This window comes from Streptomyces sp. NPDC002276, assembly GCF_053891435.1.
This window is the reverse complement of record NZ_JBSFCQ010000001.1, coordinates 1074873-1091879: the sequence shown is the minus strand read 5'-3', so window position 1 is coordinate 1091879 and position 17007 is coordinate 1074873. Positions and strand designations below refer to the sequence as shown.

At 70.0% G+C, this 17007-nt stretch carries 15 protein-coding genes and 2 pseudogenes; 9 read left to right on the top strand and 8 right to left on the bottom strand.

The annotated features are described in order from the left end of the window. Together qcrB and ACWIHT_RS04980 are read left to right on the top strand one after the other, a co-directional pair. A complete protein-coding gene (gene qcrB / locus ACWIHT_RS04985; RefSeq protein WP_456164477.1) occupies positions 1–1557 on the top strand; it encodes a cytochrome bc1 complex cytochrome b subunit in 1557 nt (518 codons plus the stop codon). Positions 1558–1560: 3 nt separating this feature from the next. Continuing rightward, positions 1561–1960, top strand: a pseudogene (locus ACWIHT_RS04980) (nitroreductase); the annotation flags it as partial. Positions 1961–2053: 93 nt separating this feature from the next. On the opposite strand, the gene ACWIHT_RS04975 reads toward ACWIHT_RS04980, so the two are convergent. Then, entirely contained in the window at positions 2054–4837 is a 2784-nt protein-coding gene (locus ACWIHT_RS04975; protein WP_456164475.1) for a helix-turn-helix transcriptional regulator, read from the bottom strand. Between the two features lie 323 nt (positions 4838–5160). On the opposite strand from ACWIHT_RS04975, the pseudogene ACWIHT_RS04970 reads away from it, so the two are divergent. After that, positions 5161–5394, top strand: a pseudogene (locus tag ACWIHT_RS04970) (sigma factor); the annotation flags it as partial. Between the two features lie 142 nt (positions 5395–5536). Here the strand turns inward: ACWIHT_RS04970 and ACWIHT_RS04965 are convergent. The 7 genes from ACWIHT_RS04965 to ACWIHT_RS04935 form a co-directional block, all read right to left on the bottom strand. Then, positions 5537–5686 (bottom strand): hypothetical protein, encoded by a 150-nt coding sequence (locus ACWIHT_RS04965; RefSeq protein ID WP_456164593.1) that lies wholly within the window; start codon positions 5684–5686, stop codon positions 5537–5539. A 67-nt stretch (positions 5687–5753) separates the two neighbouring features. Then, a complete protein-coding gene (locus ACWIHT_RS04960; RefSeq protein WP_456164473.1) occupies positions 5754–5957 on the bottom strand; it encodes a hypothetical protein in 204 nt (67 codons plus the stop codon). A gap of 99 nt (positions 5958–6056) precedes the next feature. Continuing rightward, the gene (locus ACWIHT_RS04955; protein ID WP_456164471.1) at positions 6057–6803 is read right to left on the bottom strand and encodes an SDR family oxidoreductase; all 747 of its coding nucleotides are present in this window, start codon (positions 6801–6803) and stop codon (positions 6057–6059) included. 84 nt (positions 6804–6887) lie between these two features. Next, positions 6888–7385 (bottom strand): Ohr family peroxiredoxin, encoded by a 498-nt coding sequence (locus ACWIHT_RS04950; RefSeq protein WP_456164469.1) that lies wholly within the window; start codon positions 7383–7385, stop codon positions 6888–6890. 157 nt (positions 7386–7542) lie between these two features. Next, positions 7543–8301 (bottom strand): class I SAM-dependent methyltransferase, encoded by a 759-nt coding sequence (locus ACWIHT_RS04945; protein ID WP_456164467.1) that lies wholly within the window; start codon positions 8299–8301, stop codon positions 7543–7545. 5 nt (positions 8302–8306) lie between these two features. Further along, entirely contained in the window at positions 8307–10961 is a 2655-nt protein-coding gene (gene aceE, locus ACWIHT_RS04940) for a pyruvate dehydrogenase (acetyl-transferring), homodimeric type (protein ID WP_456164465.1), read from the bottom strand. A 42-nt stretch (positions 10962–11003) separates the two neighbouring features. Beyond that, entirely contained in the window at positions 11004–11744 is a 741-nt protein-coding gene (locus tag ACWIHT_RS04935) for an SDR family oxidoreductase (protein ID WP_456164463.1), read from the bottom strand. Positions 11745–11955: 211 nt separating this feature from the next. Between ACWIHT_RS04935 and ACWIHT_RS04930 the strand changes: the two genes are divergently transcribed. From ACWIHT_RS04930 to ACWIHT_RS04905, 6 genes are all read left to right on the top strand, one after another. After that, the gene (locus tag ACWIHT_RS04930) at positions 11956–12399 is read left to right on the top strand and encodes a cupin domain-containing protein (protein WP_456164461.1); all 444 of its coding nucleotides are present in this window, start codon (positions 11956–11958) and stop codon (positions 12397–12399) included. 12 nt (positions 12400–12411) lie between these two features. Then, a complete protein-coding gene (locus ACWIHT_RS04925) occupies positions 12412–12969 on the top strand; it encodes a DUF5134 domain-containing protein (protein ID WP_456164459.1) in 558 nt (185 codons plus the stop codon). Between the two features lie 252 nt (positions 12970–13221). After that, positions 13222–14121, top strand: coding sequence for a patatin-like phospholipase family protein (locus ACWIHT_RS04920; RefSeq protein WP_456164457.1), 900 nt, complete (start codon positions 13222–13224; stop codon positions 14119–14121). Continuing rightward, positions 14118–15344, top strand: a complete 1227-nt coding sequence (locus tag ACWIHT_RS04915) for a macrolide family glycosyltransferase (RefSeq protein WP_456164455.1) — start codon at positions 14118–14120, stop codon at positions 15342–15344. Before ACWIHT_RS04920 ends, ACWIHT_RS04915 begins: the two co-directional genes overlap by 4 nt. Then, the gene (locus tag ACWIHT_RS04910) at positions 15344–15832 is read left to right on the top strand and encodes a hypothetical protein (protein ID WP_456164453.1); all 489 of its coding nucleotides are present in this window, start codon (positions 15344–15346) and stop codon (positions 15830–15832) included. Before ACWIHT_RS04915 ends, ACWIHT_RS04910 begins: the two co-directional genes overlap by 1 nt. Then, positions 15829–16767, top strand: a complete 939-nt coding sequence (locus tag ACWIHT_RS04905) for a hypothetical protein (protein WP_456164451.1) — start codon at positions 15829–15831, stop codon at positions 16765–16767. The genes ACWIHT_RS04910 and ACWIHT_RS04905 overlap by 4 nt, the downstream gene beginning before the upstream one ends. Positions 16768–17007 lie beyond the last annotated feature (240 nt).

Genomic DNA, 17007 nt, shown 5'->3' with positions numbered 1-17007 from the left:
ATGGGCAACGGTGAAAAGGTGGCCGACTGGGCCGACGGGCGTCTTGGTGTCCGTCGCCTGGTCAGAGAGAAGTCGCGACGGGTTTTTCCGGACCACTGGTCGTTCCTGCTGGGAGAGATCTGTCTCTACAGCTTCGTCATTCTCGTCGTCACGGGCGTCTATCTGACCTTCTACTTCCATCCGTCGATGAACGAGGTTCAGTACAACGGAAGTTACGCACCACTGCGCGGCCAGATGATGTCAGAGGCGTTCGCCTCGACCCTGCACATCTCCTTCGACGTCCGCGGCGGTCTGCTGATCCGGCAGGCCCACCACTGGGCGGCACTGGTCTTCGTCGCCTCCATACTCGCCCACATGATGCGGGTGTTCTTCACGGGCGCGTTCCGTAAACCGCGCGAGGTCAACTGGGTATTCGGATTCCTGCTGCTGGTCCTCGCCATGTTCGCGGGACTGACGGGATACGACCTCCCGGACGACCTGCTGTCCGGAACCGGCCTCGCCGTCGTGAACGGAACGATCCTTTCCATCCCGATCATCGGAACGTATCTGTCGATGTTCCTCTTCGGCGGCGAATTCCCCGGCCACGAACTCGTGGCCCGCTTCAACACCATCCATGTGCTGCTCATCCCCGCCCTCATGGTCGGACTCCTGACCGCCCACCTCGCCCTGGTGCTCCACCAACGACACACCCAGTACCCGGGCCCCGGACGCACCAACACCAATATCGTGGGCGTCCCGGCCAAAGTACGCGCCGTCAAATCCGGCGGATACTTCCTGCTGGTGACCGGTGCCGTCTTCGTCATCGCCGCGGTCGCGCAGATCAACCCCGTCTGGCAGTACGGCCCTTACCGCGCCGACCAGGTCTCCGCCGGGTCGCAGCCCGACTGGTACATGGGCGTGGCGGACGGACTGCTGCGGGTGATGCCCGGCTGGGAGATCAACCTCTGGGGCCACACCCTGGCACTCGACAACCTGATTCCGCTGACCGCCGGGGTCGGCTTCTTCCTCGCCCTGGGCGTGTATCCGTTCATCGAGTCCTGGGTGACCCGCGACCCGCGCGACCAGAACCTGCTGGACCGACCGCGTAACCGCCCCGTACGGACGGCACTTGGCGTCGCCTGGCTCAGTTTCTACGCGGTGGCCCTGATCGGCGCCGGGAACGACATCATCGCCGTCCGTCTGCACGTCGCGGTCGAGTCGGTGACCTGGGCCGTGCGCATCGGTCTGTTCGTCGTGCCCGTCGCCGCCTATTCGGCAACGAAGCGCTGGGCGCTCGGACTTCAGCGCGGCGACCGCGAAAAAGTCCTGCACGGACGCGAGACCGGCATCGTCAAACGCCTGCCCGACGGAGAGTTCGTCGAGGTCCACGAACCGCTCACCCAGGAACAGTTGCACCTTCTCACCCAGCACGAGCAGTACCGCCCGGTCGACCCCGGCACCCGGAATCTGCGCGCCCGGCTCAGCGAGCGCCTCTACGGCGAGAACGCGCAGATCACCAAAGCCACGGCACAGGAATACAGGGACAAGGAAACACCGACGAAGGAAATCCACCAGTGACCCATGAGGAGATGGACGGTCTTAGACGTCTACGAGGCGGTCAGCAACCGGCGGGCGGTACGCGGATTCACCGATCGGCATGTCCCGAAGGAGCTACTGGGCGCCGTCCGGATCGGGCCGGCGAGCGCCTGGTCGCGGGCGAGCCCTGGGACGAGCCGGAGTACGAGCAGTACCCGCCCGCGCTCAAGTCCCCGTACCACGAGCGTCGGTCCGCGAGAAGGTGGAGGCACGCAAGCGGGCCGCCTCCGCGAACTGGGACTGCTTCGGTGCGCCGACCGCCCTGTTCTGCTACATCGACCGCGATCTGGGCCCGGCCCAGTGGTCCGACACCGGCATGTTCCTCCAGACCGTCATGCTGCTGCTCTTCTGCGGCATGTCGATCGGGCACGAGGACGCCGCGGTCGAGGCAGGCCCCGTGCCCGCCGGGTCTGCCCGCGGTCGGCAGCGGCGGCTCGATGTGCCGACCACCGCCGGCCGGTTCATCGCGACTCAGGGTCTAGGCGGACGTCGCCTCGCCTTCGAGGCGCATGGTGCGGATCTCCTTGCGGGAGGAGATGCCGAGCTTCGAGAACACCTTGCGGAGGTGCCATTCGACCGTGTGCGGGCTGATGAACAACTGGGCGCCGATCTCGGAGTTGGTCAGCCCTTCGCCGGCGAGACGAGCGATCTGCGCCTCCTGCGGAGTGAGGGCTTCGTGCGTCGCGGCGGCGCGTTGACGAACCTTCGCTCCCGTGGCCTGCAGTTCGCGTCGCGCACGTTCCGCGAAGGCCTCGGCCCCGATCTGCCGGAGCATCTCGTGGGCGACCGCCAGATGGGCGCGGGCGTCCGCGCGCCGGTTCTCGCGGCGGAGCCACTCGCCGTAGAGAAGTTGGACGCGTGCCAGTTCCGTCCGGACCTCCGTGGTGCCGAGCCGTTCGATCGCCTCGCGGTACAGGGCGTCGGCGGCCTCACCGTCGCTCACCAGCGCACGGGTCCTGGCCGAGGTACCCAGAGCCCAGTCGGTACCGCTGGCCTGGGCCATGTCGTGGATTGTCCGGACCGTCTCGGCTGCGTCCTCCGGTCTTCCGAGGCGTGCCGAGGCCTCGACGAGCTCGACCATCGACTGGAGGTACAGACCCAGTTCCTGTGGGTTCTCGCAACCGCGCTTGGCGGCCGCATACGCTTCCTCGTATCGGCCGAGCCCGTTGTAGAGCACCGCCGCCGCCCATTGCGTGGCGGTCACCACCTTGCCCTCCCCGCGCAGGAGGAGGTCCTGGGTGATCGCCTCGATCGCCTGCCGGGTCTCGGCCTCCCTGCCCTTCCAGGGTTCGACGACCAGCGCCCCGTAGTGCGCGAAGAATCTGCTGCCGGTCGCCTCGCCGATAGCGGTCGCCTCCACTACAAGGGAGTCGGCGTCGGCGAGGTCGCCTGCGAAGACACGGTTCGACAGGCGCAGCAGCAGAGCCGACGGGAGCACGGTCAGTGCTCCCGTCCCGCGCGCCAGGTCGACCAGGCCCGCCGAGAGCACGGACCAGCTCTCGAAGTCCCACGTGCTGTGCGCCAAACGGCATGCGAGCGGGAGCCAGCCCAGACCCTCTTCCCCCGAGACCTCCTCGGTGCGGAATGCGGCCAGCGCGTCGAGCAGCATCGGCGTGCCCACGGCGTAGCCCTCCGTGGTGAGCCGTGCGATGCCTTCCAGGAGCAGATCGTCACGCCTCGGCTCGGTGGGTCTCGGCGCGCTCAGTACGGCTTTCGCCACTTCGAGGACGCCGCCCTTCGGGAGGCGGCCGGCGGTGAGAGCCGCGTAGATCGCGTCACGGTAGGTCTCGCGGGCGAGCCCGGCGTCGAGGGGCTCAAGTCGCTTGGCCGCGTCGAGCAGCAACGGCAGACCCGCGCTGGCGCTCTTGGACGCCGACATGATCTGACCGCGCAGCAGCTTCGCCTGTGCGGATCCGAGCGCGTCGAGGGAGCCCAGTTCCGCCACGTCCGCCAGCGCTCGCGCGGCGTCGAACGCGCCGGCCTGGTACTTGGCCTGCGCCGCTGCCAACGCCCTGGCCCCCCGGCGTGCGGGGTCCGGGGTCAACTCGGCGGCCCGGTCGAGGAAGGCCGCCGCCGCGGCGATTCCGCCACGCGCCTGTGCCCGGCCCGCCGAGCGCTCCAGTTCCGCGGCCACCGTCTCGTCGGGGCCGGCCGTCGCACACGCCAGATGCCACGCCCGACGGTCGGGATCGAGCCGGGCATCGGTCGCGTCCGCCAACGCCCTGTGCACCTCGCGACGCCCGTCGAGGCCCGCCGCGCCGTACGCCGCCGAGCGCACCAGCGGGTGCCGGAAGCGCACCCACGTGCCGAAGGTGATCAGTCCCGACGCCTCGGCGTGCTCCACAGCGGTGTCCACGGCGATCCCGAGCCGCTCGGCCGCACGCCGCAACAGCGTCACGTCGCCGACCGGTTCGGCGGCCGCGGTGAACAGCAGGCGTTGTGTCTCGGCCCGGAGGGACTGGACCCGGCGGAGGAAGCCCTGCTCGATCTGGCTGGACAACGGCCGCGCGTCGGGGCGCACGAAGCCGTCGGCCAGGTCCACCGGGGCCAACCCGCGGGGCAACTCCAGCAGGGCCAGCGGGTTGCCCCGCGTTTCGGCGATGATGCGGCTGCGCACCCGGTGGTCGAGTGGTCCGGCGACGACCGAGTCGAGGAGTTTCCGGGAGTCGCTCTCGGTCAGGCCCGTCACGGGCAGTTCGGGCAGGCCGGTGATCGGCTCGCCGACGGTCGGTTCGCGGACGCTCGGGGCGCGGACGGCGAAGATCAGCACGACCGACTCCGCGAGGAGTCGGCGGGCGACGAACTCCAGGCTCTGCGCCGACGCCCGGTCCAGCCACTGGGCGTCGTCGATGAGGCAGACCAGCGGCTGGTTCCCGCCGGCGTCCGCGAGGAGGCTCAGAGTGGCCAGGCCCACGAGGAACCGGTCGGGCGCGGCACCGCCACGCAGCCCGAACGCCGTGCAGAGGGCGTCGCGTTGAGGCTCGGGAAGGTCGTCGATGCCGCTCAGCAGGGGGGCACAGAGCTGATGCAGGCCGGCGTGGGAGAGCTCCATCTCGGACTGGACACCGGCAGCCCTGACGACGCGGCAACCGGTGGCACGCTCGACGACGTAGTTCAACAGCTCGGTCTTCCCGATCCCTGCCTCACCGCGCATGACCAGGACCCCACTGCGCCCCGACCTGGCGCCGGCCAAGAGGCCGTCGAGAACCAGGCACTCGTTTCGCCGCCCGAGGAGTCCGGGAAACGCACCGCGACTCGTCATGGCAGCCTCCCTGATCAGGATAGACCGGCGTTCGTGGGAACGTCCCCGGATCTCGGCGCGGTGTCCGTGAGAGGCCGTTGTCACTCTCGGTGGCGGCAGTGACTCAGAGCGACGGCTTTCCCGCGTCAGCGAGGAGACGGCCCGGGCCGCGAACCCACCACGGCACGACCACGCAGCCGCCTGCGGCCTTCCCAGGGGCGATCGGCGGCCCCCGTGCGCGACGGTGATGTCAGCCGCCTTTCAAGCGACTGACCTACGGAGCAGAGGAGCCGGTCGTGGACACGCAAGGGCTCGAAGCGACGCGAGGTCGGGAGAGGGCGGGCATGACGGCCACCCCGGCGCCGAGTGAACTGGACGACGCGACGTCGGTGTTCGTCCATGTCCGACCAGGGCTCCTCAAGATCGCCAGGCGCATCGTCGGACACGCGGGCGAGGCCGAAGACGTCATCCAAGAGGCGTGGCTTCGGTGGCAGGGCACAGACCGCACAGTCGTCCTGAACCCCGCGGCGCTGCTCAGGACCACCACTGTCCGGCTGGCCGTCAACGTCGTCCGGTCCGCCTGGAGACGCCGTGAATCCTGCGCCGGCCCCTGGCTCCCGGAACCGGCTGACACCGAAGCGACCCCGGAAGCGGTGGCCGAGAGGCATCCGCATCTCCGGGATACTGCGCCTGAGCGTCGCGAATGCGAGGCAGCAGGGGTCACGGGCCCAGAAGCGTCTCGCTGCGGAACACAGCAGGCAGCCTGTGGACTCCGTCGCGTGTCGGCGCCTCGTGCAGGCCTTCCTCGCGGCGGCCCAGTCCGGCGGACTCGCGCACTTGGGAGAGGTCCTCGCCACCGACGCCGGCCACCCGCCCGCCCAGCGTCGACCACTCACTTCCGCTCCGAGGACGCGCCGGTGACCGGCGCGATCCTTCCTCACCAGAACCGCTCACGCGCTCCGTCCTGATGCCACGGAGGCGAAAGCCGGTGCAGGGTGGTCGAGATGGCTGTCATGCGCTCGTTGATGTGCACCAGTTCCCGCCGCAACGCGGTGACACGGGTCTGTAGTTCGGCGGATTCGGCACTCAGCGCCATGACGGTGGCCGCGATGTCAGTGCGTTCCTCATGGGTCTCTTCCATCGTGCTCCTCTTGCTGTCCCCCGCGTTCTCATGGGTGGCGGCACCGGGTGGCCCTTCCCTGACGAACCTGAGGGAATGGCCACCCAGAACGGACGATGTCTACTTCTGCCGCGTGAGCCAGTCGACGAACCGCGTCCCGGCGATGTGCGCGTCGGGACCCGGCAGGAGCGTGTTCTCCTCCAACTCGGCACCCCAGTACGTCGCCTGCGGGTCCGTGACGATCTTGCGCGGGTCGTCCTGCGCCGAGAGCCCCATCCGGACGAACTCCTCCAGCTGGAACGCCTCCGGACCGGCGACCTCCACCACGCCGCCCACCGGGTCCCCCACCGCCGCACGCGCCACGGCCACGGCCACGTCGTCCGAGACGATGGGCTGGATCTTCGCGTCGGGCAGATGCACGGTGTCGCCCACGGTGACCCCGTCCGCCAGCCCCTTCGCGAACTCGAAGAACTGGGTCGCGTGCACGATCGAGAACGGATTCCCGGACGCCCTGATCAGCTCCTCCTGAGCCTGCTTGGCGCGGAAGTACCCGCTCCCCTGGAGGCGTTCGGTGCCGACCACCGACAGCGCCACGTGATGCGCGACGCCCGCCTCGGTCTCCGCCTTCAGGAGATTGCTCGTAGACGTGCGGAAGAAGTCCATCACCGCCTGATCCTCGAACGAGGGCGAGTTCGACACGTCCACGACCACCGCCGCACCCTTCAGGACCTCGGCCAGGCCCTCACCCGTCAGCGTGTTCACGCCGGTATTGGGCGACGCGGCGACCGCCTCGTGCCCGTGCTCGCCGAGCCCGGCGACCACCTTCGAACCGATCAGCCCGGTTCCACCGATCACTACGACCTTCATGACGGAATTCCTTTCGGGTTTGCCTCATGCCTGCATCAGTAGAGACCGGACACCGCCTCTGTCCGTGACACCGTCCGACGGAACCTAGGACGCCAGCGTGATGGTGGTCGGCGTACCGTGCCAGGCCATGCGCGCGTACGGGCACAGCGCGTCGGCCCGGTGCAGGAGCGGCACGGCGACGTCCGGGGCGACGCCCGGCCATCGGACCGCAAGGTCGACGTGGAGGACGTAGCCGCCGTCCTGCGGATCGCGGCCGAAGGCCACGGTCGCCTCGACGGAGATCGCGGTGGGGTCGAGCGCGGTCTGTCGGGCGAGGAGGCTCAGCGCGCCGTGGAAGCAGGCCGCGAACCCGGCGGCGAAGAGCTGCTCGGGGTTGGATCCCCGGCCGTCCCCGCCCAGTTCGGCGGGCAGCCGCAGATCGAGGTCGAGGATTCCGTCGTCCGAGCGCGCCCTCCCCGAGGCTCTCCCGTGGGCCGCCGTCCCGCCGGTCACGGTCACCGTCGTGGTGTACAGGGGAGCGAATTCCTCTCCGCCGAAGTCCTGCTCGGTGGACAGATCGGGAGGCTGGACCGACTCGGTCACCGTGTGGCCCCCGTGGTGCTGTGAGGTGCCGGACCAACTGTGCTGCAAGCCATGATGAGCGCACCTTTGTGTCGTGACGTCCCGGATACCGACGGCTGAACGACTGGATGACCGACGAGTGCCCGTACTTGTGACGCGCGAGGCACCGTTCAGGAGGTCACCGCCCTGCGCGTCGTACAGCCAGGACGGAAGGGTCTCGCCGCTCGGGCAGCGCGACGAGACCCGCTTCCTCCAGTTCCGCGATCAGCTCCGTTCGGGAGGCGGGCCACATCCAGAACGTCTCGTCGTGCCGGCGCAGCACGCGCCCGTGCTCGCGCACCCAGTAGTCGAACCGTGCCCGGATCCGGTCCACGTCGGCCGACGTGGTGATGCTTCCCCCGTACTCGTGCCGGCCGATCTTCCGGGTGGGCAGCGCACGGATGGTCTCGTGCCGCGGGAGGCGAGCCGGCGGGAGCTGGACGAGCAGCACCCCTGCGGGCACGAGGGCCTCGGCGACGGCCGGCCACAGCGCACGGCGCGACGCCGGACGCAGGCAGGCGACCGTGTTGTGACACACGGCCACGTCCGCGACCCCGCGCAGCCCCGCCTCGTCGAGCGCGTACGGATGCACGGTGACCCGGGTCGTCAACTCCGCGCTCAGGGATGCCAGACGGGTCATCAGCGGGGTGCGCATGCACCGAGCGGGCTCCACCGCGTGCACGGGAACGCGCGACTCCAGGAGACTCATCAGGGTGACACGCCCGGTGCCCGCGCCGACGTCCAGCACACCGACCCGGGCCCTGGCCACGTCGTCGCGGTACAGCGCACGTACCCGGACCTCGTCCCGCTCCGCCTGCAGAAGGTCGTAGAACTCCGCGCTGACCGCGTAGGCGTCCTGGGATTCCCGTCCCGCGTGGTCGAGCGAGGGCGAACTCATGACGGTCATCCGTGCCATCCGTACCGGTCGCGCGCTCGCCCGACCGTCTCCGGATCGATCGCGTCGGCTCGTGCCAGAGCGTCCAGGGCGGCTACGACGATCGACTCGGCGTCCACCCGGAAGTAGCGCCGTACGGCGTCCCGGGTGTCCGACAGTCCGAAGCCGTCCGTGCCGAGGGACGTGTAGTCGTGGTCGACCCATTGGCTGATCTGGTCGGGCACCTGCCGCATCCAGTCGCTGACGGCCAGCACCGGTCCGGGCGCGTCCGCCAGCGCCGCCGTCACGTGGGGGACGCGTTCCTCGCCCCGCAGCCGCGCCCTGTCGGCGTCCAGCGCGTCGCGGCGCAGCTCCGTCCAGGACGTCACCGACCAGACGTCGGCGTGGACGCCCCACTGGGACAGCAGCAACTCCTGGGCGTCGAGCGCCCAGTGGATGGCCGTACCGGAGGCCAGCAGCTGGATCCGTGGTTCCGGTCCCGCGGGACCGGCGGGTCGGAACAGGTACATGCCCCGGACGATGCCTTCCTCGACTCCGGGTGCGGTGGGCATCGCCGGCTGTTCCTTGGGTTCGTTGTAGACCGTGAGGTAGTAGAAGACGTCCTCGGGCCGCTCCCCGTACATGCGGCGCAGGCCCTCGCGCACGATCACCGCGATCTCGTAGGCGAAGGCGGGGTCGTAGGACACGGCGGCGGGATTCGTGGACGCCAGCAGATGGGAGTGCCCGTCGGCGTGCTGTAGTCCCTCGCCGGTCATCGTGGTGCGGCCGGCCGTGGCCCCGATGACGAACCCGCGCCCCAACTGGTCGGCCAGCGCCCAGAATTGGTCGCCGGTGCGCTGGAAGCCGAACATCGCGTAGAAGATGTAGAACGGGATCATGGGTTCGCCGTGGGTGGCGTACGAGGTCGCCGCCGCGGTGAACTCGGCCATGGAACCGGCCTCGGTGATTCCCTCGTCGATCAACTGGCCGTTCTTGGCCTCGCGGTAGTAGAGGAGTTGGTCCGCGTCGACCGGTTCGTAGGTCTGGCCGTCCGGTGAGTAGATGCCGGCGCTCGGGAACAGGGACTCCATGCCGAACGTGCGGGCCTCGTCCGGGATGATCGGCACCCAGCGCCGTCCCGTCTCATCGTCGCGCATCAGGTCCTTGACCAGGCGGACCAGAGCCATGGTGGTGGCCACCTCCTGATGTCCGAAGCCCTTCTCCAGGGCCTCGAACGGGCGGCTCGGCGGCTGCTTCAACGGTTTCGGGACCACCCTGCGCAGCGGGGCGGGACCGCCCAGGGCCGCGCGCCGCTCGTGCAGGTACCGCACCTCCTCCGAGTTCTCGCCCGGGTGCCAGTACGGCACCAGGTCGCCGCTCAACGCGCTGTCTGGGATGGGGAGTTCGAGCAGGTCACGCATCTCGCGGAACTGCCGCATGGTCAGCTTCTTCATCTGGTGGTTGGCGTTGCGGGACTCGAAGGCCGAGCCGAGTGTGTGCCCCTTCACCGTCTGGGCGAGGACGACTGTCGGCGCGCCCCGGTGTTCGACCGCCGCCCGGTAGGCGGCGTAGACCTTGAGAGGTTCGTGGCCGCCCCGCGAACTGCCGAACAGTTCGGTCAGCCGGCTGTCGCTCAGCCTCTCGGCGAGGCCGGAGAGCGCGTCGCCCGTGAAGAAGTGTTCGCGGATGTACGAGGCGTCCCGGGCGGCGTACGTCTGCAGTTGGGCGTCGGGGATCTCACCGAGCCGGTGCACCAGGGCGCCGGTGGTGTCCTGCCCCAGGACGGGGTCCCAGGCCTCGCCCCAGAGGGACTTGACCACGTTCCAGCCCGCTCCGCGGAACCTGGCCTCCAGTTCCTGCACGATCTTGGAGTTCGGCCGCACTGGCCCGTCCAGGCGCTGGAGGTTGCAGTTGACGACGAAGGTGAGGTTGTCGAGCTGTTCCCGGGCGGCGAGCGCCAGCGCGGCCGTCGACTCCGGCTCGTCCGTCTCGCCGTCCCCGAGGAAGGCCCACACCCGCGACGCGGAGGTGTCCTTGATGCCACGGGCGTGCAGATACCGGTTGAACCGGGCCTGGTGGATGGCGGCGAGCGGGCCGAGGCCCATGGAGACGGTGGGGAACTCCCACAGCCACGGCAGCCGTCGGGGGTGCGGGTACGACGGCAGTCCGTGGCCGTCCGCCTCCCGCCGGAAGCCGTCCAACTGCGCCTCGTTCAGGCGCCCTTCGAGGAAGACCCGGGCGTAGATGCCCGGCGAGGCGTGCCCCTGGAAGTACAGCTGGTCGCCCGAGCCACTCCCGCCGTCCTTGCCCTGGAAGAAGTGATGGAACCCGATCTCGTACAGCCAGGCCGCCGAGGCATAGGTGGAGATGTGGCCGCCGAGCCCGAAGCGGGCTCCGCGGGTCACCATGGCCGCCGCGTTCCACCGGTTCAGGGCGGTGATCCTGGACTCCATGGCGATGTCGCCGGGAAAGGCGGGCTGCGCCGACGCCGGGACGGTGTTGAGGTAGTCGGAGGTCAGGAGCCCGGGCAGGGACACGCCCGTCCTGGCCGCGAACTCGTGCACGCGCCGCATGAGGTACACGGCTCTGTCCGGCCCCGCGTTCCGCACGACGGCGTCGAGCGACGCCTGCCATTCGGCGGTCTCCTCGGCGTCCTGGTCGGGTAGTTGGTCAAGCTCGCTCATGGCTGTTCCTTGTCGGGACGTGGGGCGTGGGGGTGATCGGCCTCATCGCCGTGCGAGCCACTGGGCGAAGGTCTCGTGCCCCAGGTGTGCGTCCGCGCGGGGCAGCAGCGCCCGGTGCCCGAGCATCGCCCCGAAGAAGGGGGTGTGGGCGTCGGGGACCACGTCCCACAGGTAGCCGCGCGCGGCCAGCAGCTTCGCGGTGAGGTCGTCGAGGTGGTGCTCCTCAGGACCGGCGACCTCCAGAACGCCGAACAGCGGCAGCCCCACGGCGACATGGGCGATCTCGGCGGCGACGTCGTCCGCCGACACGGGTTGGATCAGTACGGGCGCGACGTGGACGGCGTCTCCGTACGTCGCCGCGCGGGACATGTACTCCACCGACTCGAAGAACGGTGTGGTCCGCACGATGGAGTAGGGCATGGGTGAGCGCCGTACCTGTTCCTCCTGCAGTGCCTTCGCGCGGAAGTAGCCCGCCTGTAGGCGTTCGGCCCCCACGAGGGACAGGATCACGTGATGTTCGGCGCCCGCCTGCGCCGCCGCCTCCAGGAGATTGCGGGTCGCCGCACCGAAGAACTCCAGGCTCTCCAACTCCCCGCGGGAGGGCGTGTCGGTGACGTCCACCACGACATCGACGCCGCGCATGGCCTCGTCGAGGCCCTTTCCGGTCGTGACGTCGACGCCCTCGTGGCGCGACACGCGCACGACCTCCACACCGTGGTCCCGAAGCCTGTTGACCGTCCTGGAACCGATCAGGCCAGTGGCTCCTGCTACAACGACTCGCATTCCGGGCCCTTCCCGCCGAGGGGTCGGTGACCCCCGCTGATGGCTTCGTGAGGCGGCGCCATCGCCGACCTTTCACACCATCTAGGACAAGACACGTACCAAGGTTGTGACATCAATGCGGCGGGGGGTGTCACAGATCCGTCGGGAGCCCGGTCATCACTGGAGACGGCCATGGCAGCCATGGCCGGGTGAATCCGAGGGAGGCCGACCCATGTCGGACCAGGACACAGCACAGGGCACCGAACCGCGGACCCCCGCCGAGGGATGGAAGACGGCGGCGAAGATGTTGCAGGACACCGCACCGCTCACCGTCCCCGAGGGCGCGTCGGCGATGACCATCTTCGTCGAGTGGGAGCCCGGGGACCCGGGAAGCCCGCCCCACCGCCACTCGGGACCGGCGTTCGGTTACGTCGTCGAGGGTGCCGTCCGTTTCGAGATGGAGGGCGAGCCCGAGTGCGTGATCGAGGCGGGCGGGACGTTCTGGGAGCCCGGCGGCGACCCGATCCACTACCAGGACGGCAACGCGCTGACCGACGCGCGCACCCGCTTCGTCGTGACGATGCTGTGCGCGCCCGGCAAGCCCATGCTCGAACTGGTCGAGGAGAAGGAACTGGCCGAGCGGGCCCATCTCCGCGCCCCACGGCCGACTGCCTGACGGTCCCCTGGCATGAGCGCCACTGATGTCGTACACGTCATGCTGACCGTGCTGTTCACGGCCTCGGCCGGCTACGCACTGCGGCAAGTCGTGCTGCGGCGAAGTCCCGGGTGGCGCGACCGAGGCGACCAGCTGCTGCACACCGTCATGGCGTCGGCCATGGCGGTGATGCCGTGGCACCGGCTCGGCGAAGTGCCGGCGCGGGGGCAGGTGGTGTTCTTCGCCGCCGCGGCGGTGTGGTTCCCACTGACCGCGGTGCTGAGCCGCCGGGGCCCCGCGCCGGCCGGGCTCGTGCGGAGTTCGCCCTACGCGGTCGGGATGGTCGCCATGGCGTGGATGCCGTTGCGGCACGGCGGCGTCGCGGACATGCGGACCGCCGACCTGGTCACCGGTGTGCTGACGCTCTGCCTCATGGCCTACGCTCTGCGGTCGCTCACCCGGGACATGCCGAGGCTCCTCGGAACTTCGGGCGGCGGGAGCGTCTCCACCGACATCGGCGGGGCCTGCGACCGCTTCTGGCACGGATCGACCGCGATGGGAACGGCCATCGTGCTGCTCATGCACCACTGACGCGGTCCGCTTCACGGCTCGGGGTGTCTCCGTATCGCGGCTCCGTCGGACACGCCGGACACGCCGGACCAACGGTGTCACACATTGTGCTGCCGTCCGGTCGTAGGTGGGAAACAAGTCCGATTCGGTGCCCATGGTGAGGAAGGGTGGATCATGAGGGTTGCTCGTCGCCGGAGATCAGTCTCCTCAGCGGACTTCGCCTTCCACGGAGGCGACTCGGACCGACCGCGCGGAACCCCGCAGACGGCGGGTTTGCGCGCGCTTCCCCGTCCGGCGGCCGTGGTGGTGGGCGCCGGTGGCGTGCTCGGAGCGGCGCACATCGGTGTCGGGTACGCCCTGGAGCAGCGCGGATTCGTCCCGGACATGATCGTCGGAACCTCGGTGGGTGCCCTCAACGGGGCCATCGCCGCCGCACATCCCGACCGGGCAGCCCCTTGGCTGGACCACGTATGGACCCGGTTGCGTCGCCGTGACGTGTATCCGCTCGGCCGTCTGTCCTCACGGACCAGCGTCTTCACGGATCGCGGCCTTCGTCGACTGATTGCCCGGGCCGAACTGCCGTCCAGGATCGAGCAGTTGGCGGTCCCGTTCACCGCGGTGGCCATGGACCTGGTCACCGGCGCTCAGGTGTTGCTCGATCGGGGAGATCTCGAATCCGCGCTGCTGGCCAGCGCGGCCATTCCGGGGATGCTGCCCCCGGTGGACCGTGCGGGCAGAACCCTCGTCGACGGCGGAGTGATCGCCTACGTCCCGGTGCTGGCGGCCCTGCAAGCCGGGGCGGCCAGCGTGGTAGTGGTGGCGGCGGGTCCGGAGAGTTCGCCGCTGCCCGCCGCCCTTCCGCGCCGACGGGCCGGCGCGATCGCCGGCAGGGCCGGGCTGCTGCTGTTGCACCATCAGATCGAACGTGACCTGCGTGAGGTGTCGCAGCACATCCCGACCGTCGTGCTCCCGACCGGCATCGAGGACTGGCCCGCGCCGTGGGACTTCGGCCATTCCCAACGGCTGATCGACACCGCGTGCTTCACCGCCGGGCTCTTTCTGGACGGGCTGCGCATCAGCGGGCCCGGGCTGTACCGGGCCGACGTCCCTTCGACGACATCGACCGGCCCGGGCAGGGCATCGGTTTCTTCCACTACGGGGGTCGGCCTGTGAGTACCATCGCGTTCCTCAGCATCGGCATGCACGGGCACATCAACCCGACGCTGCCGGTCGTGGCCGAGCTCGTCCGGCGCGGCCACTCCGTCAGCTACCACACCTCGCCCGCGTTCCGTAAGGAGATCGAGGCGACCGGCGCGACGGTGTACCTGTACCCCGGGGGCGACCAGCCTCTCCCCGATCCGCCGACACCCGTCTCGTGGATGGAGTCGCTGGCGAGCACCGCCGTCCGTCTGCTGCCCGCCGTGCTCACCGATCTGCGCCGCGACCGGCCCGACCTGATCGTCCACGACAGCGCCTGTCTGTGGGGCGCGGTGGCCGCCCGCGAACTCACGGTGCCGGCCGCCTCCTCGTTCACCACGTTCGCCCTCAACGAGCATGTCCCCAGCCCCACCCACGGCTCCTGGGACCTGCTGACCGCGGCGAGGGCTCAGCCCCGCAGCGTCCAGGGGTACGTACGGTCCCGCTGGACACTGCACCGCCACTTCGACGCGCGCGGTCTGCCCCTCCTCGACCTGGCGAACATCCGCCAGCCGCTCAATCTGGTCTACACCTCACGGGCGTTCCAGCCCGCAGTCGAGGACTTCGACCAGTCCTATCGGTTCGTCGGCCCCAGCATCGGCGCCCGTCCCCTCGACCCGTCGTTCCCGGCCGATCGGCTGCGGGACCCGGTGCTGTACGTCTCGCTGGGCACGGTCTTCAACGCCGAACCGCGGTTGCTGCGCTCCCTGGCCACCGCTGTCGCTCCCCTCGGCGGGTCCGTGATCGTCTCCACCGGGCAGACCGATCCCGAGGCGCTGGGTCCGTTGCCGACCAACGTGTTCGCCCGCCGATCCGTGCCGCAGCCGGAGGTGCTGGCCCGCGCGGCGCTGTTCATCACCCACGGCGGGATGAACAGTGTCAACGAGGCCATGTACGCCGGGGTTCCACTGCTGGTCGTCCCGCAGGGTGCCGATCAGCCGATGGTGGCCCGGCGTGTCGTCGAGCTCGGCGCGGGCCTGTCGATCCACACCGAGGACGTCACGGAGGACTCGGTGCGCGCCCTCGCCCGGCAACTGCTCGACGAGCCCCGGTTCCGAACAGCCGCGGGCACCCTGCGGGTCGCCCAGCGGGAGGCGGGGGGATATCGGCGCGCCGCCGACGAACTCGAACGCTACCTGCACGCGGCCGACCCGGTCGGCCGGTTGTCCCCGTCGAGCCGGCACAGCGAGGCCGAGTGATGTCGTCGACCGTCGTTGTGCTGCTGCTGATCGCCGGAGTGTCGGAGGCCGCCGGGCGCATCCTGCCACTGGTCGCCGGCCGGCCCGGTATGTCACGGACTCTCGTGGCCGGGTTGCTGCTGCCCGCCGGCCTCGTCGAGGGCATCGTGTTCGCCCTGTGGCCACTGACCGCGTGGACCCTGGCCGAGGCGGTGGTGTCCTCGCCACCGCCGGGTCCCGTCTTGGTCTGGACACCGGGCCTGGCCGCCCCGCTGGTGCTCGCGGCCGTCCTCGCGTTCCCGTGGCTCGGGCCCCTGCTCCACTTCATGCTCTTCGCGGGGGTCGGGGCGGATCTGGTCGGCCCGCTCGCCACGGCGAGCGGGCTGGGCTGGTGGAGCGCGGCCGGTTGTGTCGCCATCGCGGGGACCGGGCTCGCTCTCGCCGTGGAGGCCGTTCGGCGTCTTGTCTTCAGAATCAGCGGAGCCGAAGTGCGGGAGTCGGTCGCATGAACGACTTCTTGCTCTGGGCATGCGTGATCGGACCTGTTCTGCTGGCCGAAGCCCTGCTGGCCCGCTACGAGGTTCTGGCCTACGGCGCCGGCTGGCGGGCCCCTGTCGACGCACTCCCGGAAGGCGTGCCCTACGCCCGGGGCGCGGCCCCTGACAGTCCCCCGGACGCGTACCTGGTCTACCTCGACGGCATCGGCAAACGCCGAGTCGGTGACAGCCGCGACGGTGGCCAGTTGGTCGAGGCCCTGATCGCCGGAGCGCCGGGGCTGCGCGTGCTGGGGCAGATTCAGCCGTACTCACCCCTGGCCGACCCGCTCGCCGACCGGCCGGTGTGGGCGTGGTTGCGGCGCCGCATCGGGCTGCTGCTGTTCCTGCACAACGTCATGCAGACCTTCGTCGCCGCCGACCACCGCTACCGCCCGCTGTACAACCAGGCCGTCGGCTCACAGATCGCCGCTCAGCTCCGGCTGGCCGGCTACCGGCCCGGCAGCGGTACGACCGTGGTGCTGCTCAGCTACAGCGGCGGCGCCCAGGTCGCCACCGGCGCGGTCGACGAACTGCACACCCAGCTGCGCTGCCCGCTTCTGCTGATCACACTCGGGGGGTTCCACAACGGCGCCAACGACCTCACCCATGCCGGGCACCTGTATCGACTCACCAGCGCGAACGACCGTATCGAACAGATCGGAGCCTGGATCTTCCCTCAGCGCTGGCGGTTGTTCCGTCGCAGCGGATGGAACAGGGCGGTTCGCGCCGGGAAGATCACCGTGCGTCGGCTCGACCCGGCCACTCACTTCGGGCCGCGCAGCTACATCAGCCCGACGGCCGAACTCCCTGACGGCCGCAGCCACCTCGACCGCACCACCGCCATGGTGATCGCGGCGATCCGGGCCGACCATGGCGCGACCGCTGAGCGAGGCGACGCTCTGCCGTGAGGGTCACATCCCGGCAGACCACGCGTCCCTCGTAGCCGAGCGCGATCGCGGAGGCGACCGGGCCCCGGTCGTCGTCGACGGACGGGCATCGCGCGGAATGACGAATGGACCGAAGGCCGCCGCCAGTCGGGACCCGGCCTTCCGGTCAAGGCCGTCTGCGAGGACGTCGTGGGAGTTCGTGGTCGAGCACTGCCTCTCGGCAGGTCGGCAGGACGTCGTCCCGGCCTCCGTCGCGGTTCG